Below are 20,701 nucleotides of genomic sequence, written 5' to 3' on the forward strand. Positions count from 1 at the left end.
GGTCCGCCACACGCAAGACCCCGGTCCACATGGTGGACCGGGGCCGAGTGGGAAGGCTCAGGCGTTGCTGGCCGTCACCCAGCGTTCCAGCGCGGCCCGGGCGGCGCCCGAGTCGATGGAATGCGCCGCACGGGTCATGCCCGCGGACAGCTCCTCCTCCAGCGAGCCCGTGCCGGGGTCCAGGGCGACCAGGGCGGAGGCCGCGTTCAACAGGACGGCGTCGCGCACCGGGCCGGTCTCCCCGGCCAGCAGCCGGCGGGCCACGTCGGCGTTGTAGGAGGGGTCGCCGCCGCGCAGGGCGGAGATGTCGACGGTCGTGATGCCCACGTCGCGCGGGTCGAAGGCGTGCTCGGTGATCCCGCCGTCGCGGACCCACCACACGCGGGAGGTGCCGGTGGTGGTCAGCTCGTCCAGGCCGTCGTCGCCGCGGAAGACGAGGGCGGAGGTGTTCCGCTCGGCGAGCACCCCGGCCATGATCGGGGCCAGCCGGCCGTCCGCGACGCCGACCGCCTGGGCGGTGACCCGGGCGGGGTTGGTGAGCGGGCCGAGGCCGTTGAAGGCGGTGCGGATCCCGAGGTCGCGGCGGGCCGAGGCCGCGTACCGCAGGGCGGGGTGGAAGACGACCGCGGCGCAGAAGGTGATGCCGGCCTCCTCGGCGACCTCCGCCACCCGCTTCGGGGTCAGGCCCAGGTTGACGCCGAGCTTCTCCAGGACGTCGGAGGAGCCACTGGCGGAGGAGGCGGCCCGGTTGCCGTGCTTGACCACCTTCGCGCCCGCTCCGGCGGCGACGATGGCCGACATGGTGGAGATGTTGACGGTCTTGGCGCCGTCGCCGCCGGTGCCGACGATGTCCACGGTCCGCCCGGGCACCTCGATCAGGTTGGCGTGGGCGTACATCGTGCGGACCAGGCCCGTGTACTCCTGGACGGTCTCGCCCTTGGCCCGCAGGGCCACAGCGAAGCCGGCGATCTGCGCGTCGGTGGCCTCCCCGCGCATGATCCGCTCCATGGCCCAGGCGGTGTCGTCGGAGGTGAGGTCGCGGCCGCTGAGCAGGGCCTCCAGGATGCCCGGCCAGGTGGGGGCCGCCACGCTGTCGCCGCCTGCCGGGGTCGCAACGTTCATGGTCAGCTCCTGCTGCTCGTCGGGTTCTCCCGTCCAAAGGGAAGGATCTCAGCCTATCCAGCCCCGGAGACGGCAATGAGCCCCCGTCCAGACCCTGGACGGGGGCTCTTGCCGTGGCGACACCAGGATCGACCTGGATCGATCCCTCAAGCGGTCCTACCGGAGATCAGTGGTGGCCGTGGCCCGACTGGATCTCCTTGTACTCCTCCGTGGTGGGCTTGGAGATCTGGTTGCCCTCCGCGTAGAAGCCCTTGCTCAGCTTCGCGCGCAGCTTCTCGCCGCGCGTCACCTTGCGCTCGACACCGTTCTCGTCGACCGTCGGGCCGAGTTCGAGCGGCTTGTACTGCTCGTGCGCCGTGAGGGTGTGCAGCTTGCCCTGCGGCAGCGGCTCGTGGACCTCGACGAACTCACCGTGCGGCAGACGCTTGATGATGCCGGTCTCGCGACCGTGCAGCACCTTGTCGTGGTCCCGGCGCTGGAGGCCGAGGCAGATCCGCTTGGTGGCGATGAAGGCCAGGACCGGGACGACGAAGAAGCCGATCCGGACGAACCAGGTGATCGAGTTGATCGACAGGTGGAAGTACTGGGCGAACATGTCGTTGCCGCCGCCGATGAGGAGCACGATGTACTCCGAGATCCAGGCGACACCGAAGGCCGTACGGGTCGGGACGTTGCGCGGGCGGTCCAGGATGTGGTGCTCGCGCTTGTCGCCGGTGACCCAGGACTCGATGAACGGCCAGACGGCGATCGCGCCGAGGACCAGCGGGAAGAGCAGCAGCGGGATGAACACGCCCAGGACGAGCGTGTGGCCCCACAGGTTGATCTCCCAGCCGGGCATGGCACGGATCAGGCCTTCCGGCATACCCATGTACCAGTCGGGCTGCGCACCGGTGGACACGTGGTCCGGGCGGTACGGGCCGAGCGCCCAGATCGGGTTGATCGAGGCGAGGGCCGCGATGGCCGCGATGACACCGAAGACCAGGAAGAAGAAGCCTCCGGCCTTGGCCATGTAGACCGGCAGCAGCGGCATGCCGACGACGTTGTTGTTCGTCCGGCCGGGGCCCGCGAACTGGGTGTGCTTGTGGTAGAAGACCAGGATCAGGTGCGCCACCAGCAGGCCCAGCATGATGCCGGGCAGCAGCAGGATGTGGATCGAGTAGAACCGGGCGACGAAGTCGCCGCCGGGGAACTCGCCGCCGAAGAGGAAGAACGACAGGTACGTGCCGACGATCGGCACGGACAGGATCGCGCCCTCCATGAAGCGGACACCGGTGCCCGAGAGCAGGTCGTCCGGCAGGGAGTAACCGGTGAAGCCGGTGAACATGCCGAGGACCAGCAGCAGGAAGCCGAAGATCCAGTTGATCTCACGCGGCTTGCGGAACGCGCCGGTGAAGAAGACGCGCATCATGTGCACGACCATCGCGGCGACGAAGATCAGCGCCGACCAGTGGTGGATCTGCCGGATGAGCAGACCGCCGCGGACGTCGAAGCTGATGTCCAGGGTCGAGGCGAAGGCCTCGGACATCTGGACGCCCTGCATCGGCACGTACGAGCCGTGGTACACGACCTCGTTCATGCTCGGGTGGAAGAACAGCGTCAGGTACACACCCGTGAGGATGATGATGATGAAGCTGTAGAGGCAGATCTCACCCAGCATGAAGGACCAGTGGTCCGGGAAGATCTTGCGCATGTTCGCCTTGGCGAGGCTGTAGATCCCCAGGCGGCCGTCCGCCCAGTCGGCTACGCGCTCACCGCGCGGCGCTTTGCGCTCGGTGGTGGTGGCAGTGCTCATCCGCGCTCCCAGAATGCAGGACCGACGGGCTCTTCGAAGTCGCCGAGCGCTTCGAGGAAGCCTTCGTCATTCACGCCGATCCGCAGCTGCGGAAGCGCGTGACCGGCCGGGCCGAAGATGACACGGGCGCCGTCGGAGAGGTCGAAGGTGGACTGGTGGCACGGGCAGAGCACGTGGTGCGTCTGCTGCTCGTACAGGCTGATCGGGCAGCCGACGTGGGTGCAGATCTTCGAGTAGGCCACGATGCCCTCGTGGGACCACTCGAGTTCCTGCTTGTCCTTGATGTCCTCCGGCTTGATCCGGACGAGCATCAGGGCGGCCTTGGCGATCTGGTTCTGGAAGTCGTGCTGGTCCTCTTCCAGGCCCTCGGGCATGGCGAAGGTCAGCGAACCCACCAGGACGTCCTCGGGGCGCAGCGGCTCCATGGTGTTCTGGTTGATGATCAGCTTGCCCTTGGCCCACAGGGTCTTGCGCAGCTTGTCCTCGGGCAGCGTGCCCAGGTCGCGGAGCAGGACCACGCCGGCGAGCGGCACCAGGGACAGCGCACCGATCAGGGTGTTGCGGATGAGCGGGCGGCGGGCGATGCCGGACTCGTTCGCACCGTCGGCGAAGTCCTGCATGACCTTGGCCTTGACGTCCGCCGGCGCCGCGATCTCGTGGCGCTCGTCGGCGACCTCGACATCGGACATCAGGGTGCGGGCCCAGTGGACCGCGCCCGCGCCGATGCAGAAGAGGGCCACGCCCAGGGTCAGACCCAGGGCGAAGTTCAGCGCGCTGACCTTGCCGATCGGGAAGACGTAGATGATCTTCTCGACCGGGATGGACACGTAGGCGGCGATGAAGCCGACGGTGGCCAGCATCGACAGCGTGAACAGCATCGCGACCGTGCGCTCGGACCGCTTGGCGGCCCGCTCGTCGATGTCCTGGATGCGCGGCTTGTGGACCGGCAGGCCCGGGTCGGCGAACGGGTCGTCCGCGACCGCTACGGCACCGTGGTGCGCGTCGCCCTGCTCGCTCGGCAGGTGCTTGTCTTCGGGAATGTCTTGGCTACTCATGACTTCTTGGCCTTAGCGGTGTGGGCCGCGACCCAGACGGCGACAGCGATCAGCGCACCCAGACCGAAGATCCAGCCGAACAGACCCTCGGAGACGGGGCCGAGGCCGCCGAGCTTCAGGCCGCCAGGGCTGACCGACTTCTCGCCGTTCACGGTCTGGAGGTACGCGATGATGTCCTTCTTCTGCTTCTCCGGCATGGTGCTGTCCGGGAAGGAGGGCATGTTCTGCGGGCCGGTGAGCATGGCCTCGTAGATGTGCTTCGGCTCGACGCCCTCGAGGTTCGGGGCGTACTTGCCGTTCGTCAGCGCGCCGCCCTCACCGGTGAAGTTGTGGCACTGCGCGCAGTTGTTGCGGAACAGCTCGCCACCGGCGGCGATGTCGGCGCCGGCCGGGTCGTACTGCTTCCCGGTGGGCGTGATCGGGCCGGCTCCGAGCGAGGCGATGTACGCCGCGAGCTGGTCGATCTGGGCCTGGGAGTAGATGTTCCGCTTCTTCGGCACCTGGGCGCCGGGCTGCTGGGCGGGCATGCGGCCCGTGCTCACCTGGAAGTCGACGGCCGCGGAGCCGACGCCGACCAGGCTCGGGCCGTCAGAGGAACCCTGACCGCCGGTTCCGTGGCAGCTTGCGCAGCCCACGGCGTAGAGCTTCTTGCCCTCCTCGATGGCGAGGGACTGGGCGGTTTCATCGGCCTGCGCCTTGCCCGCGGGCGCGAAGGCGGCGTACAGCCCCCCCGTGACCGCCAGCGCGAAGAGTAGAACGACGACCGCCGCCAGCGGATGGCGTCGTCGTGCGGAAAGCTTTTTCACGGATTACCCCGGTGTCAGGATCTTCTGCGTCGGTGTTTCTGGATGGTGCGCCGGGAACGGGCCCGGCGACGGGTTCGCTACTTGATCAGGTAGATCGTCGCGAAGAGGCCGATCCAGACGACATCGACGAAGTGCCAGTAGTAGGACACGACGATGGCCGACGTGGCCTGTTCGTGGGTGAACCTCTTGGCCGCGTACGTCCGGCCGAGGACCAGCAGGAAGGCGATGAGTCCGCCCGTCACGTGCAGCCCGTGGAAGCCGGTGGTCAGGTAGAACACCGTGCCGTACGGGTCGGACGAGAGGCTCAGGCCTTCCTCCTTGACCAGGTCGGTGTACTCGAACACCTGGCCGCCAATGAAGATCGCACCCATGACGAACGTGATGATGAACCACGTCCGGAGCTTCTTCACATCACCGCGCTCGGCGGCGAAGACGCCGAGCTGGCAGGTGAGGGAGGAGAGCACCAGGATCGTGGTGTTCGTCGCCGAGAAGGGCAGGTTCAAGGCCGAGGCCTGTTCCGTCCAATGCTCGGCGCCCATCACGGATCGCAGGGTGAAGTACATCGCGAAGAGGGCCGCGAAGAACATCAGCTCGGAACTCAACCAGATGATGGTTCCGACGCTGACGAGGTTCGGCCGGTTGACCGTCGGGTGCGCGTGCCCGGTATCTACTGTCGTTGCTGTCGCCACGACCGACATTATGTCGGTCGCTTATCCCGCCCTCACCCCGGGGGGTGCCGTTCGGAGTGTCAGGGGGGTGTGCAAGGCCCGAACGGCCCATCAGATCACCCCTGCGCGGCCTCTCCCACCAGGCTGGCGGAACCGATGTTGACAGGGGGTCGGACGGAGTAGCATCCCGCGCATCATCAGCGTGATTCATGGACACGTGGAGGAACGAAATGCGGGCGACTGCGCGGGTTCTGGTCTACAGCGACGACGCGGGCACCCGGGAGCAGGTGCGGCTGGCGGCCGGGCGCAGGCCGGCCGCGGACCTGCCGCCGGTGGAGTTCCTGGAATGTGCCACTCTTCCAGCCGTCCTCAAGGAACTGGACGCCGGCGGCATCGACGTGTGCGTGCTGGACGGCGAGGCGGTTCCGGCCGGGGGCATGGGGGTGTGCCGGCAGATCAAGGACGAGATCTTCCGGTGTCCCCCGGTGCTGCTGCTGATGGGGCGCCCCCAGGACGCCTGGCTGGCCACGTGGAGCCGTGCCGACGCGGCCGTCACCCTCCCGGTGGACCCGGTGGAGTTCCCCGCGGTCCTGGCGGGGCTGCTGCGCTCCCGGCTGGCCCCCAACGCGGCCTGAGCGGGCCCGGGGCGCGGGCGAGGGCCCGTGGGCGGCGCTGTGGCCGTCTGCGGGCCCTCGTGGGCTTCTCGGGCGTCTTGGGCCCCTCGGGGGCCGCGGGTCAGACCGTGGGGCGCAGGCGGGCCTGGTCGACGGGGCTGCGGCCCTCCTGGGTGCCCTTGAGGAGGTAGCTGCCGTCGCGCCAGTCCTTCCAGTCAAGGTTCCAGTCGCCGTAGCCGTTGCCGAAGGGCTCCATGTCCTCGCCGATGCTGTTGATCACCCGGACGATGTCGCCCTCGCTGATGTTCTCGTAGAACCAGGCGGCGTTGCCCGTGCTCATGCCGGTGCACCCGTGGCTGACGTTCTCGTAGCCCTGGGAGCCGACCGACCAGGGCGCGGCGTGCACGTACTCGCCGCTCCAGGTCACGCGGGTGGCGTAGTAGACGGGCAGGTTGTAGTACTCGCTGCCGCCGATGCCGACGGTGTCCCCGCGCATCTGGACGAAGTACTGCTTGCCCAGCACCACCTTGACCCCGTTGCGGGTGGAGAAGCCGGGCTTTCCGGTGGTCACCGGAATGGTGTTGATCACTTCTCCGTTGCGCTCGAACGTGAGGGTGTGCGCGGCGGCGTCGGTGGTGACCTCGACCCGGTCGCCGATCTCCAGCTTGAGGGGCTTGGAGGCGGATCCGTGGAGGTCGTCCTCGATCTTGACGCCCTCCAGGTTGCTCCGTACGGAGACCCAGGAGTGGGCGGGCCAGTAATCCTTGGGGCGGAAGTGCAGGTTCTTGTCGTCGACCCAGTGCCAGGCGCCCTCGACGGGTTCCGGGGTGTCGATGACCAGACCCCGTTCGACGAGGGCGCGGGCGGCCTTGTCCTTGACGGGTTCGCTGAGTTCGGCCGTGATGGGCTGCCCGACGCCGTATTTGCCCTCGTCGGGGCCGAATTCGACCTTGAGGAGCTTCTTGGCCGGGGTGGTGTCGAAGGCGAGCGTGCGCTGCCCCGGGGCGCCGCTCTGGTCCTCCGTGCTCACCGTGACCGTGTAGTGGACGCCCGCCGCCATGGGCGTGGTGCTGTGCCAGCGGTCCCCCTTGGCGGAGAGTTCGCCCGCCAGGCGGCGTCCGTGGGTGTCCACGGCCGTCACGTCGGTGATACGGGACTTCGTGCCCTTGGCGGTGACCTCGAGGGGCTTGTCGGGGTCGGCGGCGCGGCCGCTGCCGGGCGGCTGGTTGAAGGCCACCTGGTCGCCCGCGTCGTACGGGCGGGCGGACAGCGGGTTGTCTGCGGACCCCCCGCATGCGGTGGCGCCGGCACCGAGGGAGGCGACCAGCAGGGAGCAGCTGACGACCGTCCAAAGACGCGGTGAGTGCTTCATGCGCACAACGCTATGAACATATGACTATTACGTCGCGCGGGGAGACTGCAAACGAGGGGCCCGGACTCCTCCGAAAAGGTGTCCGGGCCCCTCTGCACTGCTTCTGTACCGCTTCCGTACCGCTGGTACGGCTACCGCCTACTGGTTCTGGTTCTCACCGCGGTAGTACTCGTACACCCAGCCCCACAGGCCGATCATGATGATCGGGGCCGAGAAGTACATGAGCCACCAGCCGAAGATGACGCCCATGAACGCGAGCGCGCCGCCGATGCCCAGCGAGAGCGGCTGCCAGCTGTGCGGGGAGAAGAACCCCAGCTCGCCCGCCTCGTCGGCGACGTCGGCCTCCAGGTTGTCCTGGGCCATCTCGTCCACGCGCCGGGCCGTGAAGGCCAGGTAGTAGCCGATCATGGCGCTCAGGCCGAAGGCCAGCGCGAGAGCGGTGGTTCCGACCGGCTCCTTCGACCAGACGCCGTAGACGACGGTCATGATCAGGATGAAGGCGGAGAGCCAGAGGAACATCTTGCCCTGGATCTTCACTTGCCGGCCTCCTTGCCACCGGTGACGGCCTTGACCGGGGCGTGGTCCTCAAGGTGGTCGAGGGCCGCGATCTCCGGGTGGTGCAGGTCGAACGCCGGCGATTCACTGCGGATGCGCGGCAGGGTGAGGAAGTTGTGCCGCGGCGGCGGGCAGGAGGTCGCCCACTCGAGCGAACGGCCGTAGCCCCACGGGTCGTCGACCTCGATCTTCTTGCCGTACTTGGCGGTCTTCCAGACGTTGTACATGAACGGCAGGAAGGAGAGGCCGAGGACGAAGGAGCTGATCGTCGAGATCGTGTTCAGCGTGGTGAAGCCGTCGGCGGCCAGGTAGTCCGCGTAGCGGCGCGGCATGCCCTCGGCGCCCAGCCAGTGCTGCACGAGGAAGGTGCCGTGGAAGCCGATGAACAGCGTCCAGAAGGTGATCTTGCCGAGGCGCTCGTCCAGCATCTTGCCCGTGAACTTCGGCCACCAGAAGTGGAAGCCGGCGAACATCGCGAACACCACGGTGCCGAAGACGACGTAGTGGAAGTGCGCGACGACGAAGTACGAGTCGGATACGTGGAAGTCCATCGGGGGCGAGGCCAGGATGACGCCGGTCAGACCACCGAAGGTGAAGGTGACCAGGAAGCCGATCGTCCAGAGCATCGGGGTCTCGAAGGACAGCGAGCCCTTCCACATGGTGCCGATCCAGTTGAAGAACTTCACACCGGTCGGGACCGCGATCAGGAAGGTCATGAAGGAGAAGAACGGCAGCAGCACACCGCCGGTGACGTACATGTGGTGGGCCCACACGGTCACCGAGAGGCCGGCGATCGCGATCGTCGCGGCGATCAGACCGATGTAGCCGAACATCGGCTTGCGGGAGAAGACCGGGATGATCTCGGAGACGATGCCGAAGAACGGTAGCGCGATGATGTACACCTCTGGGTGTCCGAAGAACCAGAAGAGGTGTTGCCACAGCAAGGCGCCGCCGTTGGCCGCGTCGAACACGTGCGCACCGAACTTGCGGTCGGCCTCCAGCGCGAAGAGCGCGGCGGCCAGGACCGGGAAGGCGAGCAGGACCAGGACACCGGTCAGCAGCACGTTCCAGGTGAAGATCGGCATGCGGAACATCGTCATGCCCGGAGCGCGCATGCAGATGATCGTGGTGATGAAGTTGACCGAGCCGAGGATCGTACCGAAGCCGGAGAAGGCCAGACCCATGATCCACATGTCGGCGCCGATGCCCGGCGAGCGGACGGCGTCCGACAGCGGGGAGTAGGCGAACCAGCCGAAGTCGGCCGCACCCGAGGGGGTGACGAAGCCGGCGACCGCGATGGTCGAGCCGAAGAGGTACAGCCAGTACGCGAACATGTTCAGCCGCGGGAACGCCACGTCGGGCGCGCCGATCTGCAGCGGCATGATCCAGTTGGCGAAGCCGGCGAACAGCGGGGTCGCGAACATCAGCAGCATGATCGTGCCATGCATGGTGAACGCCTGGTTGAACTGCTCGTTCGACATGATCTGCGTACCCGGCCGGGCCAGCTCGGCGCGCATGAAGAGCGCCAGGATGCCGCCGATCAGGAAGAACACGAACGAGGTGACCAGGTACATCGTGCCGATGGTCTTGTGGTCGGTGGTGGTGAGCCACTTGACGACCACGTTGCCCGGCTGCTTGCGCCGCACCGGCAGCTCGTTTTCATACGAGTCGGCGGCGGCACCCTGGGATTCGTTGAGGATGCTCACAGTTTGTTCACTTCCGCATTCCGGGCGGGGTCAGTCTGCTTGATGCCGGCCGGCAGGAAGCCGGTCTGACCCTTCTCCGCCAGCTGCTTCAGGTGGGCCTTGTACTCCGCGGGGGAGACGACCTTCACGTTGAAGAGCATGCGGGAGTGGTCCACGCCGCAGAGCTCGGCACACTTGCCCACGAAGGTGCCTTCCTGGGTCGGGGTGACCTCGAAGACATTGGTGTGACCGGGGATGACGTCCTGCTTGAACAGGAAGGGCACCACCCAGAAGGAGTGGATGACGTCGTTCGACGACAGGATGAAGCGGACCTTCTCGCCCTTGGGCAGGTAGAGGGTCGGCCCCGGGTTGTTCGTGTCCGCGTTCCGGTCGCCGGGGACGCCCTTCTCGTAGACGCCCTCGGCGCCCGCGGGGAAGGCCTTGGTGAAGCGGTCCGGCAGGGAGGCGAGCTCCTTGGGAACCACACCCGCCTTCGGGGTCGCGGCGTCGCCGTCGACGTTCTCGACGTAGTTGAAGCCCCAGCTCCACTGGAAGCCGATCACGTTGATGGTGTGAGCCGGCTTGGCGGAGAGGGTGAGGAGCTTCGACTCATCACGCGCGGTGAAGTAGAAGAGCACCGAGACGATGATGAGCGGGACCACGGTGTACAGCGCCTCGATGGGCATGTTGTACCGGGTCTGCGCGGGGACCTCGATCTTCGTCCGGCTGCGCCGGTGGAAGATGACGCTCCACATGATCAGGCCCCACACCAGGATGCCCGTGATGAGAGCGGCCGCCCAGGATCCCTGCCACAGGGAGAGGATGCGAGGCGCCTCCTCCGTGACCGGGGTGGGCATTCCGAGGCGGGGGAAGTCTTTCCAGGTGTACGAGCAACCAGTGGCGGTCGCCAGGACCACGCCCGCAGTCAGCGCCTGCAGCAGCTTCCGCCGCATCGGGCGCCGCGGCGAGCGGTCGGAGCCGTAGGGACTCACGTAGCGCCTTCCCGAGAGTCTCGGCCCGCGCGGCCGGCCGCGGCCGTGTTCGGGTCGGTCGCCGGCCCTGACGCAGGCAGGGGTTTGGATGTTTATGCGGACCAAACCCTACTGGACGCTATTTGAGGCCGCGCGGGGAGGGTGCCCAACGCGCCGCTACTGCCCCCGAAGGGATGGATCCGCCGTACGGGGGACGGGCCGTACGGCCCTGAACGGCGCACTCCGGACGGCATCTGACGACCCCTGAAACCCGGCCCGACCTGCGCGGGCGGCGCGGACCCCCGCAACACCCCGCTCCCCCGCCGCCCCGCCTGCCGCCCCTGCCTTACGGTGGCCCGATGCCGTACTTCGACACCGCCTCCGCCGCTCCCCTGCACCCCGTGGCCCGGCAGGCGCTGCAGGCCGCACTGGACGAGGGCTGGGCGGACCCGGCCCGGCTGTACCGGGAGGGGCGCCGGGCCCGGCTGCTGCTGGACGCGGCGCGGGAGGCCGCGGCCGAGGCGGTCGGATGTCGCCCCGACGAGCTCGTGTTCACTCCTTCGGGGACGCACGCGGTTCACGCGGGGGTCGCGGGGGCGCTCGCCGGGCGCCGGCGGGTCGGCGGCCATCTGGTGGTCTCGGCGGTCGAGCACAGCTCCGTACTCCACGCGGCGGAGGTCCACGCCGCCGCCGGGGGGACGGTGACGGAGGTTCCGGTGGACCGCTTCGGCGCGGTCGCGCCCGATGCCTACGCTTCCGTCCTGACCTCGACCACGGCTCTGGCGTGTCTCCAGTCGGCCAACCACGAGGTGGGTACGGTCCAGCCGGTGGCGGAGGTGGCCGAGGTCTGCGCGGCGGCCGGGGTGCCGCTGCTGGTCGACGCGGCGCAGTCGCTGGGCTGGGGGCCGGTGGAGGGCCGCTGGTCGGTGCTGACGGCCAGCGCCCACAAGTGGGGCGGGCCGCCCGGGGTCGGACTGCTGGCCGTCCGCAAGGGGGTCCGCTTCGCCCCCCAAGGCCCGGCCGACGAACGGGAGTCGGGCCGCTCCCCCGGCTTCGGCAACCTCCCGGCCGTCGTGGCGGCGGCGGCCTCCCTGCGGGCGGTGCGGGCCGAGGCGGACGCGGAGGCGGCGCGGCTGCGGGTGCTGGTGGACCGGATCCGGCGGCGGGTGGCCCGGCTGGTGCCGGACGTGGAGGTGGTCGGGCACGCGGACCGGCGGCTGCCGCACCTGGTGACGTTCTCCTGCCTGTACGTCGACGGCGAGAGCCTGCTGCACGAACTGGACCGCGCGGGCTGGTCGGTCTCCTCGGGCTCCTCGTGCACGAGCTCCACGCTGACCCCGAGTCACGTGCTGCGGGCCATGGGGGTGCTGTCGGAGGGGAACGTACGGGTGTCGCTGCCGCGGGGCACCTCGGCGGAGGAGGTCAACGGCTTCCTGGAGGTCCTACCGCGGGCGGTGGCGGAGGTCCGGGCGGAGCTCGGCGTCCCGGAGGCCCTGTCGGCCTCCCCGCCGGTGGCGGAGTCGGTGGAGGTCGACGCCGTCGGGCTGCGCTGCCCGCAGCCGGTGATCGAGCTGGCCCGGGCGATCGGGACGGTGCCGGTGGGGGGGACGGTGACGGTGCTGTCCGACGACGAGGTGGCGCGGCTGGACATCCCGGCGTGGTGCGGGATGCGGGGGCACGCCTACCTGGGCGAAACCCCGCGCGACGTCGGCTCCGCCTACCTGATCCGCCGCTCAACCTGACCCACCCCCCGCTGCGCGGGGCCGGCACCGCGCAGCGGCAACGGGCCGCGGGCGGCGGCGGGACCCCAGCCATGGGCCGGCGGCCCCGCCCGGCCGCCGCCGGACGGAGTCCGGCGCAGCGGCGCGAAGCCGGGGAGGCCGCCTGCGGCCGAGCCGTGCGAGCGGCGCGTTAAGAGAGGTGGGCGCGGACCTCGGCGGCGGCTTCGTCGCCGTAGGCCTTCGTGAAGCGCTCCATGAAGTGGGCGCGGGCCAGCGTGTACTCCTGGGTACCCAGGGTCTCGATGACCAGCGTGGCCAGCATGCAGCCCAGCTGCGCGGCCCGCTCCAGGCCGACGCCCCAGCCCAGCCCCGTCAGGAACCCGGCCCGGAACGCGTCGCCGACACCGGTCGGGTCGACCTTCGCCGTCTCCTCCGGGCAGCCGACCACGATCGGCTCCTGCCCGGCCCGCTCGATCCGCACGCCCTTCGCGCCGAGCGTGGTCACGCGGGTGCCGACCTTGGCGAGGATCTCCTCGTCCGTCCAGCCGGACTTCGACTCGATGAGGCCCTTCTCGTACTCGTTCGAGAAGAGGTACGTCGCGCCCTCCATCAGGGTGCGGATGTTGTCGCCGTCCATCCGGGCGATCTGCTGCGAGAAGTCCGCGGCGAAGGGGATCCCGCGCGTGCGGCACTCCTCCGTGTGGCGGAGCATCGCCTCGGGGTCATCGGCGCCGATGAGGACGAGGTCCAGTCCGCCCACCCGGTCGGCGACGGCCTTGAGCTCGATCTGGCGGGCCTCGCTCATCGCGCCCGTGTAGAAGGAGCCGATCTGGTTGTGGTCGGCGTCCGTGGTGCAGACGAAGCGCGCGGTGTGCAGCACCTCGGAGATCCGCACGGAGGCGGTGTCCACGCCGTGCCGGTCGAGCCAGGCGCGGTACTCGTCGAAGTCCGAGCCGGCCGCGCCGACGAGGATCGGGCGGCTGCCGAGCTGGCCCATGCCGAAGCAGATGTTCGGGCCGACGCCGCCCCGCCGCACGTCGAGGTTGTCGACGAGGAAGGAGAGGGAGACCGTGTGGAGCTGGTCGGCGACGAACTGGTCGGCGAAGCGGCCCGGGAAGGTCATGAGGTGGTCGGTGGCGATGGAGCCGGTGACTGCGATGCGCACGGCGTGGATGCTCCTGCGGATGACGGCGGGTGACAGTCAAAGCTACCGTTCCCCGCGTCGGCGGTCACCATCGGCCGGATGCCCGCGCCCGGGCCTGGCCGGTTGTCTCCCACAGGCTCCCGCTCCAAGGGCCGAAACTACCCCGTAGTAGGACTTCCTTCGCCCGACCCGGCGTGCCTACCGTGCCCCCATGACCTCTACCGAGTACAGCGCCTCCGCCGCGCGCCCCGGCTTCGCCCGGCTGCTGGGTGACTGCGCCCGTATGGCCCCCCACTGGGCGGTCCCGCCGGAGCCGCGGCCGCTCCGGGTGGCTCCGTCCCAGATCCACGGGGTCAGCGTCCCGCCCGCCTCCGCCCGGCTGATCGCCGCCACGGCGGAGTACGGGGAGTAGGAGGAGAGGGAGCGGAAAGGGAGGGGAACCGGTTTCGCGGCCGGCGCGTCACACCCGCATCACGTACGGCGGGACACGCGAAGGAGCGAGCGGTGACCAGCGAACAACCCGACACATCACGCGCCACACGACGGCGGCCGGCCTGGGCCATCGGCTCCATCGCGGCAGCCGTCCTCCTGGCCGGCGGCGGTACGGCGTACTGGGCGTCGACGGCCTACGGCGACGCCTCGGGCGGCCACGGCCGTACCGGGGACGCCGCCGCGGTAGCCCCGCGCGATGCCGGGTCCCCCTCCCGGCCGGGCATCGCCCCCGGGGAGCCGGACCCGAACGGCGCCGGGGTGACCTACCGGGCGGACGGCCCGCTCCCCCAGGGCCCGGCCTCCGCGCCCTCCTTCACCTCCTCCGGGGAGGTCGGCTCCGAGGAGGTGGCCCGGCTCGCGCAGGCCCTCGGGATCTCCGGCGCGCCCCGGCTCAGCGGTGAGCAGTGGCTGGCCGGGGAGACCGGCGACGGCTCCGGGCCCCGGCTGAGCGTCACCCGCAAGGCCCCCGGCACCTGGAGCTTCTCCCGCTTCCAGGGCGGCGACGGCACGGGCAGCGGCGCGGGCGACGCCTGTGTGCGCGGCAAGGACACCTGCGGCCCCGCCACGCTCCCCGAGGGGGCCGGAGCGGCGAAGCCGGCGGCGCCGCAGGACGCGGGTGCGGGCACGCCGGTCTCCGAGCAGGCCGCCAAGGACGTGGCGGCGCCGGTGCTCGCGGCGGCCGGCCAGGGCGACGCGAAGGTGGACGCCCGGCTGGTGACGGGCTCGGTCCGGGTGGTGGTGGCCGACCCGGTGGTCGGCGGCCTGCCCACGCAGGGCTGGTCCAGCCGCATCAGCGTCGGGGCGGACGGCCGGGCGGTGGCGGGCAGCGGGGAGCTCAAGGCGCCGGTCCGCGCGGCCGAGCAGCCGGTGGTCGGGGCGGCCGAGGCCCTGGACCGGCTCAACGCGGCGAGCGGGCCCGGGAAGGGCGCCGGCACGGGCCCGAGCGGCTGCGCGACCTCGGTGCCGCTGACCCCGGACACGGCGAACGGGGCCACGGACACCCTGCCCTGCAACCCGGAGCCGCGGCCGATGAAGCCGCCGCGGACGGAGAGCGTGAAGGGGGCGGCGTTCGGACTGGTCGCGGGGACGGTCGACGGCGGGCGGGGCCTGGTGCCGGCCTGGCTGTTCGAGGTGGCCGGTACGGACGGCAAGCCGGGCCGTACGGTGGTCCAGCCCGCGGCGAAGGAGGACGGCGGCACCACGGCGCCGGTGCCCCCGCAGAACCGCACCGTGCCCGGGTTCTCGTACGCCCAGGCCGACCGGACGCTGACGGTCAACTTCTGGGGCGGGGTGTGCAGCACCTACGCGCTGGAGGCGCGGGAGGAGGCCGGCTCGGTCCTGGTGAAGATCACGGACACCCCGACCAAGCCCGGTCAGGGTCAGGCCTGCATCATGCTGGCGAAGGAGATGTCCGTCACGGCGCAGCTCAAGGAGCCGCTGGGCGAGCGCAAGGTGGTCGACGCGACGACCGGCAAGGCCCTGCCGCGCCAGTAGGGGCGCGGGTGCGCGGAAAAGGGACAGGCAAAAGGGCGAGGGCCCGGGCACCGGTCGGATCGACCGGGGCCCGGGCCCTCGCCGTACGCGTCGTCCAGCCGGCTTAGCTGAAGGAGTCGCCGCAGGCGCAGGAGCCCGTGGCGTTCGGGTTGTCGATCGTGAAGCCCTGCTTCTCGATGGTGTCGACGAAGTCGATGGAGGCGCCGCCCAGGTAGGGGGCGCTCATCCGGTCGGTGACGACCTTGACGCCGTCGAAGTCCTTGACGACGTCGCCGTCGAGGGAGCGCTCGTCGAAGAAGAGCTGGTAGCGCAGGCCGGAGCAGCCGCCGGGCTGGACGGCGACGCGCAGCGCCAGGTCATCGCGGCCTTCCTGCTCCAGCAGGGTGCGGACCTTCTCGGCGGCGGCGTCGGACAGGAGGATGCCGTCGCTCACAGTGGTCTTGTCGTCCTGTACGGACATCTGCATTCACTCCCGAAGTGGGCGGCTCCCCGCCGGGCGGCTGGGGAAACGTCGGACTCTTGCCGTCGGTGGCAACCAGGGGGACCGCGGTTTCATTCCGGGTCCGGCGCCTTGTTTCAGATATTCATGCTCGCACACCCGTGGGGAGCGGTGGACCCCTCGCTGAGGGCCGGTGGAGTGTGCCGCTCCGGAGCGGGCGAATGCGTCACATCGACATTATCGCCATCGTCAAAGTGACGTGAAGCGGTTATGATAGATAACGTCATATAGACGAGAAGTCGAAGTGACGCCTTCGGAAGCCCTCTTCGGAAGGCACCTACTCGCAGAACAGAAAGGGTGCGTGTCGTGACCACCGCCCAGCCCTTGGACGTCCAGCCGACGCCCCTCGCCCTGCTGCTGCTCGGCCGCGAGTCCGACCCCAAGAGCGAGCGCGGCGTGGAGTGCCCCGGCGACCTGCCCTCGCCGTCGGACCCGGACCTGGTGGCCCGCGCCCGCGCGGCCAAGGAGAAGCTCGGGGACAAGGTCTTCATCCTCGGGCACCACTACCAGCGCGACGAGGTCATCGAGTTCGCCGACGTCACCGGCGACTCCTTCAAGCTCGCCCGCGACGCGGCCGCCAAGCCGGAGGCCGAGTACATCGTCTTCTGCGGCGTGCACTTCATGGCCGAGTCCGCGGACATCCTGACCTCCGACGACCAGAAGGTCGTCCTGCCCGACCTCGCGGCCGGCTGCTCGATGGCCGACATGGCCACCGCCGAGCAGGTCGCCGAGTGCTGGGACGTGCTCACCGAGGCCGGGATCGCCGGCGCCACCGTGCCCGTCTCGTACATGAACTCCTCCGCCGACATCAAGGCCTTCACCGGCAAGCACGGCGGCACGATCTGTACCTCGTCCAACGCCAAGAAGGCCCTGGAGTGGGCCTTCGAGCAGGGCGAGAAGGTGCTCTTCCTCCCCGACCAGCACCTGGGCCGCAACACCGCCGTCCGCGACATGGGCATGTCCCTGGACGACTGCGTGCTCTACAACCCGCACAAGCCGAACGGCGGGCTGACCGCCGAGCAGCTGCGCGGCGCGAAGATGATCCTGTGGCGCGGCCACTGCTCGGTCCACGGCCGCTTCAGCCTGGACTCGGTCAACGACGTGCGCGAGCGGATCCCCGGCGTCAACGTGCTGGTGCACCCCGAGTGCAAGCACGAGGTCGTCGCGGCCGCGGACTACGTCGGCTCGACGGAGTACATCATCAAGGCGCTGGAGGCGGCCCCGGCCGGCTCCAAGTGGGCCATCGGCACCGAGCTGAACCTCGTCAAGCGGCTGGCGAACCGTTTCGCCGCCGAGGACAAGGAAGTCGTCTTCCTCGACAAGACGGTCTGCTTCTGCTCGACGATGAACCGCATCGACCTCCCCCACCTGGTGTGGACCCTGGAGTCCCTGGCCGAGGGCAACCTCGTCAACCAGATCCAGGTCGACAAGGAGACCGAGAGCTTCGCCAAGCTCGCGCTGGAGCGCATGCTCGCCCTCCCGTAGCGGGCCCGCACACGCGTGAAGGGGCGCCCCCGGGGGGGCGCCCCTTCGGCGTTCAGGGGGTCAGACCGTGACCCGGTCCTCGTCCGACGGGGTCGGGACCACCGTCAGCCTGGCCTGCCGCCTGGCCTCGCGCTTGGCCCGGCGGCGCTCCTTGCGCAGCTCGACCACCGTGTACAGGGTCGGGACGAGCAGCAGCGTCAGCAGGGTGGAGCTGACCAGGCCGCCGATGACCACCACCGCGAGCGGCTGCGAGATGAAGCCGCCCTCGCCTGTGACGCCCAGCGCCATCGGGAGCAGGGCGAAGATCGTCGCCAGGGCCGTCATCAGGATGGGGCGCAGGCGGTGCCGGCCGCCCTCGACGACCGCCTCGACCACGCCGTAGCCCTGGGCCCGGTACTGGTTGACCAGGTCGATCAGGACGATGGCGTTGGTGACCACGATGCCGATGAGCATCAGCATGCCGATCATCGCCGGGACGCCCATCGGGGTTCCGGTGACGACGAGCAGGCCCAGCGCGCCGGTGGCGGCGAAGGGGATGGAGACCAGCAGGATCAGCGGCTGGACCAGCGAGCGGAACGTCGCCACCAGCAGCATGAAGACGATCGCGACGGCCGCGAGCATGGCCAGGCCCAGCGAGCCGAAGGCCTCGTCCTGGTCCTGGGAGACGCCTCCGATGGAGGCCGTGGCCCCTTCGGGGAGGTCCAGGGCCTTGAGCCTGGTCTGGAGGGCGGCGCTGACGGCGCCGGTGTTGTCGCCGACCGGCTTGGCGGTGATGGTGGCGGCGCGGGCGCCGTCGATCCGGGTCATCGCGACCGGGCCGGGGACCTCCTTGACCTCGGCGATGTCGCCCAGCTTGGCGGGGCCGACGGGCAGGTCCCGCAGCTCGGCCAGGGTGGTGGCCGGGTGGGCGGAGCGGATGACGATGTCGCGCTCGGTGTCGTCCAGGACGGCCTTGCCCGCCGGGTTCCCGCGGACGGCCTGGGCGACGATGGCGCCCAGGGCGGCCTGGTTCAGGCCCGCCTCGGCGGTCTTCGGGGTGGCGGTGACCGAGATCCGGGGCACGGACTGGGCGAGGTCGCTCTGGACGTCGGTGACGTCCTTGAGGGTGGCCACCTCGGCGCGGACCTGCTCGGCGGCCTTGGCGAGGACGGCGCCGTCGCCGGCCTTGACGACCACGCTCAGGTTCTGGCTGCCGAAGCCGCCGCCCGCCGAGAGGGAGGTGTCGCCGATGCCCTGGAGCTTGCCGAGGGCGTCCTGGATGCGCTGCTTGACGGCGTCGGAGTGCTTGGCGTCGTCCAGGGTGACCTGGTAGGAGGCCTGGTTGGTGCCCGTTCCGCCGCCGAAGGCCGCGAGGAAGCCGGAGGAGCCGACGGTGACCTGGTAGTCCTTGACGCCCTCGACGGAGGCCAGCGCCTGCTCGACCTTGCGGCTCGCCCCGTCGGAGGCGGCCAGGGAGGTGCCGGCGGGCAGCTCCTGCTTGACGGTCAGGACGTCCTGCTCGCCCTGGTCGAAGAAGTTGGTCTTCAGCAGCGGGGTCATCCCGAAGGTGGCGACCAGGACCACGACGGCGATGGCGACGCTGGTCAGGCGGCGCCGGGTGGCGAAGCCCAGGACCCGGACGTACAGGCGCTGGAGGCGGCTCTTCGCCTCCTTCTCCTCGGCCTCGCGGCGGGCCCTCTCCGGATCCTCGGACGTCCCCTTGGGGGCGCGCAGGAACCAGTACGAGAGCACCGGGACCACCGTCAGGGAGACCAGCAGCGAGGCCAGCAGGGCGGCGGTGACGGTGAGCGAGAAGGAGCCGAAGAGCTCGCCGATCATGCCGCCGACCAGGCCGATCGGCAGGAAGACGGCCACGGTGGTGAGGGTGGAGGAGGTGACCGCGCCGGCCACCTCCTTGACGGCGGCGGTGATCGCGGCCTCGCGCTCCTCGCCGTAGCCGAGGTGGCGCTTGATGTTCTCCAGGACCACGATCGAGTCGTCGACGACGCGGCCGATGGCGATGGTGAGCGCGCCCAGCGTCAGCATGTTGAGCGACAGGTCGCGGGTCCACAGCACGATCAGCGCGAGGACGACGGACAGCGGGATGGACACCGCGGTGACCAGGGTCGAGCGGATCGAGGCCAGGAAGACCAGGATCACGATCACGGCGAAGGCCAGGCCGAGCAGGCCCTCGGTGGTGAGGCCGGAGATGGAGCGGGCCACGGCCGGGCCCTGGTCGCTGACGACGGTCAGCTCGGCGCCGGAGCCGAGCTGGGAGCGCAGCTCGGGCAGCTTGTCCTTGACGGCGTCGGAGATGGCGACGGCGCTGCCGTCCTTGTCCATGGTGAGGACGAGGGCGAGGCTGGGCTTGCCGTTGGTGCGGGTGATCGAGTCGGCCTTGGCCGGCTCCTGCTTGACGGCGGCCACGTCGCCGAGGCGGACGACCGGCTTGCCGGGGCCCGCGGTCAGCCGGAGGTCCTCCAGCTGGGCGAGGGAGGTGTAGCCGGAGCCGACGCGGACGGTGCGGTTCTTGCCCTGCTCGTCGAAGGAGCCGGCCGGGATCGCCGCGCCGCCCGCCTTGAGGCCCTCGGCGAGGGCGGCGCCGTCGAGGCCGGCGGCGGCCAGCTTGGCGTTGTCGGGGGTGATGGTGACCTGGAGGTCGCGCACGCCTTCGACGCTGACCCGGCCGACGCCGTCGAGGTCCTCCAGGACCGGGACGACGGAGCGGTTGAGCTGGTCGGCGAGGGCCTGCTGGTCCTTGTCGGAGGTGGCGGCGAGGACGACGGTCGGGATGTCGTCGGTGGAGCCGGCCACCACCTGTGGGTCGACCTCGGCGGGCAGCCGGACGCGGGCCCGGTTGACGGCCTGCTGGACGTCGGCGACGAGCTGCTTGGTGCCCTCGTCGCCGTAGTCGAAGGTGGCGCGGATGAGGGCGTTGCCCTCGCTGGCGGTGGAGGTGATGCCGGTGATGCCGTCGACACCCTTGAGGGTGCTCTCGATCGGCTCGACGACCTGCTTCTCGACCACGTCGGGCGAGACGCCCTGGTACGGCGCGAGCACGGAGACCATCGGCAGTTCGATGGACGGCAGCAGCTGCTGCTTGAGCTGCGGGATGGCTATGGCGCCGAAGAGCAGGGCGACGATCGACACGAGGCCGATCAGGGCTCTCTGGGCCAGGCTGAAGCGGGACAGCCAGGACATGGGTGTGGGATCTCTCTGCTGTGACGTGGGCGAGGGTCCTCCAGCC

General features: G+C 70.1%; 17 protein-coding genes. 5 read left to right on the forward strand and 12 right to left on the reverse strand.

Annotated elements, in window-relative coordinates:
- Window positions 1-57: 57 nt before the first annotated feature.
- From trpD to ACFY0O_RS07935, 5 genes are all read right to left on the reverse strand, one after another.
- Window positions 58-1,122, reverse strand: coding sequence for an anthranilate phosphoribosyltransferase (gene trpD / locus ACFY0O_RS07915; protein WP_388944083.1), 1,065 nt, complete (start codon window positions 1,120-1,122; stop codon window positions 58-60).
- Between the two features lie 166 nt (window positions 1,123-1,288).
- The gene (locus ACFY0O_RS07920; RefSeq protein ID WP_388944086.1) at window positions 1,289-2,914 is read right to left on the reverse strand and encodes a cytochrome bc complex cytochrome b subunit; all 1,626 of its coding nucleotides are present in this window, start codon (window positions 2,912-2,914) and stop codon (window positions 1,289-1,291) included.
- Complete coding sequence (locus tag ACFY0O_RS07925) at window positions 2,911-3,969, reverse strand: Rieske 2Fe-2S domain-containing protein (protein WP_358897526.1); 1,059 nt, start codon at window positions 3,967-3,969, stop codon at window positions 2,911-2,913. The genes ACFY0O_RS07920 and ACFY0O_RS07925 overlap by 4 nt, the downstream gene beginning before the upstream one ends.
- Window positions 3,966-4,775 (reverse strand): c-type cytochrome, encoded by an 810-nt coding sequence (locus ACFY0O_RS07930; RefSeq protein WP_388944090.1) that lies wholly within the window; start codon window positions 4,773-4,775, stop codon window positions 3,966-3,968. Before ACFY0O_RS07930 ends, ACFY0O_RS07925 begins: the two co-directional genes overlap by 4 nt.
- A 77-nt stretch (window positions 4,776-4,852) precedes the next feature.
- Window positions 4,853-5,473, reverse strand: a complete 621-nt coding sequence (locus ACFY0O_RS07935) for a heme-copper oxidase subunit III (RefSeq protein ID WP_045946897.1) — start codon at window positions 5,471-5,473, stop codon at window positions 4,853-4,855.
- 200 nt (window positions 5,474-5,673) lie between these two features.
- On the opposite strand from ACFY0O_RS07935, the gene ACFY0O_RS07940 reads away from it, so the two are divergent.
- Window positions 5,674-6,078: a hypothetical protein gene (locus ACFY0O_RS07940; RefSeq protein WP_388944093.1), complete on the forward strand. Its 405-nt coding sequence runs from the start codon at window positions 5,674-5,676 to the stop codon at window positions 6,076-6,078.
- A 100-nt stretch (window positions 6,079-6,178) separates the two neighbouring features.
- Here the strand turns inward: ACFY0O_RS07940 and ACFY0O_RS07945 are convergent, their stop codons facing one another.
- The 4 genes from ACFY0O_RS07945 to coxB all read right to left on the reverse strand — a co-directional run bounded on the left by ACFY0O_RS07945 (window position 6,179) and on the right by coxB (window position 10,661).
- Window positions 6,179-7,429 (reverse strand): Ig-like domain-containing protein, encoded by a 1,251-nt coding sequence (locus ACFY0O_RS07945; RefSeq protein ID WP_388944096.1) that lies wholly within the window; start codon window positions 7,427-7,429, stop codon window positions 6,179-6,181.
- Window positions 7,430-7,567: 138 nt separating this feature from the next.
- On the reverse strand, window positions 7,568-7,966 hold the full coding sequence (locus ACFY0O_RS07950) for a cytochrome c oxidase subunit 4 (protein WP_358897530.1): 399 nt from the start codon (window positions 7,964-7,966) through the stop codon (window positions 7,568-7,570).
- Window positions 7,963-9,690, reverse strand: coding sequence for a cytochrome c oxidase subunit I (ctaD, locus tag ACFY0O_RS07955; protein ID WP_358897531.1), 1,728 nt, complete (start codon window positions 9,688-9,690; stop codon window positions 7,963-7,965). The genes ACFY0O_RS07950 and ctaD overlap by 4 nt, the downstream gene beginning before the upstream one ends.
- Window positions 9,687-10,661: a cytochrome c oxidase subunit II gene (coxB, locus tag ACFY0O_RS07960; RefSeq protein WP_358897532.1), complete on the reverse strand. Its 975-nt coding sequence runs from the start codon at window positions 10,659-10,661 to the stop codon at window positions 9,687-9,689. The genes ctaD and coxB overlap by 4 nt, the downstream gene beginning before the upstream one ends.
- A gap of 338 nt (window positions 10,662-10,999) precedes the next feature.
- Between coxB and ACFY0O_RS07965 the strand changes: the two genes are divergently transcribed.
- Window positions 11,000-12,382, forward strand: coding sequence for a cysteine desulfurase/sulfurtransferase TusA family protein (locus ACFY0O_RS07965; protein WP_388944099.1), 1,383 nt, complete (start codon window positions 11,000-11,002; stop codon window positions 12,380-12,382).
- 169 nt (window positions 12,383-12,551) lie between these two features.
- On the opposite strand, the gene ACFY0O_RS07970 is transcribed toward ACFY0O_RS07965, so the two are convergent.
- On the reverse strand, window positions 12,552-13,526 hold the full coding sequence (locus ACFY0O_RS07970) for a carbohydrate kinase family protein (RefSeq protein ID WP_358897536.1): 975 nt from the start codon (window positions 13,524-13,526) through the stop codon (window positions 12,552-12,554).
- Window positions 13,527-13,716: 190 nt separating this feature from the next.
- Here ACFY0O_RS07970 and ACFY0O_RS07975 point away from each other — a divergent pair, with 190 nt between their 5' ends.
- Both ACFY0O_RS07975 and ACFY0O_RS07980 read left to right on the forward strand, forming a co-directional pair.
- On the forward strand, window positions 13,717-13,917 hold the full coding sequence (locus ACFY0O_RS07975) for a hypothetical protein (RefSeq protein ID WP_388944102.1): 201 nt from the start codon (window positions 13,717-13,719) through the stop codon (window positions 13,915-13,917).
- Between the two features lie 92 nt (window positions 13,918-14,009).
- On the forward strand, window positions 14,010-15,491 hold the full coding sequence (locus ACFY0O_RS07980; protein ID WP_388944105.1) for a hypothetical protein: 1,482 nt from the start codon (window positions 14,010-14,012) through the stop codon (window positions 15,489-15,491).
- 103 nt (window positions 15,492-15,594) lie between these two features.
- Here the strand turns inward: ACFY0O_RS07980 and ACFY0O_RS07985 are convergent, their stop codons facing one another.
- A complete protein-coding gene (locus tag ACFY0O_RS07985; protein ID WP_030029080.1) occupies window positions 15,595-15,951 on the reverse strand; it encodes an iron-sulfur cluster assembly accessory protein in 357 nt (118 codons plus the stop codon).
- A 336-nt stretch (window positions 15,952-16,287) separates the two neighbouring features.
- Between ACFY0O_RS07985 and nadA the strand changes: the two genes are divergently transcribed.
- Complete coding sequence (gene nadA, locus ACFY0O_RS07990) at window positions 16,288-17,475, forward strand: quinolinate synthase NadA (RefSeq protein WP_358897544.1); 1,188 nt, start codon at window positions 16,288-16,290, stop codon at window positions 17,473-17,475.
- 60 nt (window positions 17,476-17,535) lie between these two features.
- Here the strand turns inward: nadA and ACFY0O_RS07995 are convergent, their stop codons facing one another.
- Complete coding sequence (locus ACFY0O_RS07995) at window positions 17,536-20,655, reverse strand: efflux RND transporter permease subunit (RefSeq protein WP_388944109.1); 3,120 nt, start codon at window positions 20,653-20,655, stop codon at window positions 17,536-17,538.
- Window positions 20,656-20,701: the final 46 nt, after the last annotated feature.

It is taken from the genome of Streptomyces sp. NPDC001594 (assembly GCF_042893675.1).
In the GTDB taxonomy this organism is placed as follows: domain Bacteria; phylum Actinomycetota; class Actinomycetes; order Streptomycetales; family Streptomycetaceae; genus Streptomyces.

Coding starts and splice junctions, on each gene's coding strand:
- trpD (WP_388944083.1), bottom strand. CDS start 1,122: ATGAACGTTGCGACCCCGGCAGGCGGCGACAGCGTGGCGGCCCCCACC.
- ACFY0O_RS07920 (WP_388944086.1), bottom strand. CDS start 2,914: ATGAGCACTGCCACCACCACCGAGCGCAAAGCGCCGCGCGGTGAGCGC.
- ACFY0O_RS07925 (WP_358897526.1), bottom strand. CDS start 3,969: ATGAGTAGCCAAGACATTCCCGAAGACAAGCACCTGCCGAGCGAGCAG.
- ACFY0O_RS07935 (WP_045946897.1), bottom strand. CDS start 5,473: ATGTCGGTCGTGGCGACAGCAACGACAGTAGATACCGGGCACGCGCAC.
- ACFY0O_RS07940 (WP_388944093.1), top strand. CDS start 5,674: ATGCGGGCGACTGCGCGGGTTCTGGTCTACAGCGACGACGCGGGCACC.
- ACFY0O_RS07945 (WP_388944096.1), bottom strand. CDS start 7,429: ATGAAGCACTCACCGCGTCTTTGGACGGTCGTCAGCTGCTCCCTGCTG.
- ACFY0O_RS07965 (WP_388944099.1), top strand. CDS start 11,000: ATGCCGTACTTCGACACCGCCTCCGCCGCTCCCCTGCACCCCGTGGCC.
- ACFY0O_RS07975 (WP_388944102.1), top strand. CDS start 13,717: ATGACCTCTACCGAGTACAGCGCCTCCGCCGCGCGCCCCGGCTTCGCC.
- ACFY0O_RS07985 (WP_030029080.1), bottom strand. CDS start 15,951: ATGTCCGTACAGGACGACAAGACCACTGTGAGCGACGGCATCCTCCTG.
- ACFY0O_RS07995 (WP_388944109.1), bottom strand. CDS start 20,655: ATGTCCTGGCTGTCCCGCTTCAGCCTGGCCCAGAGAGCCCTGATCGGC.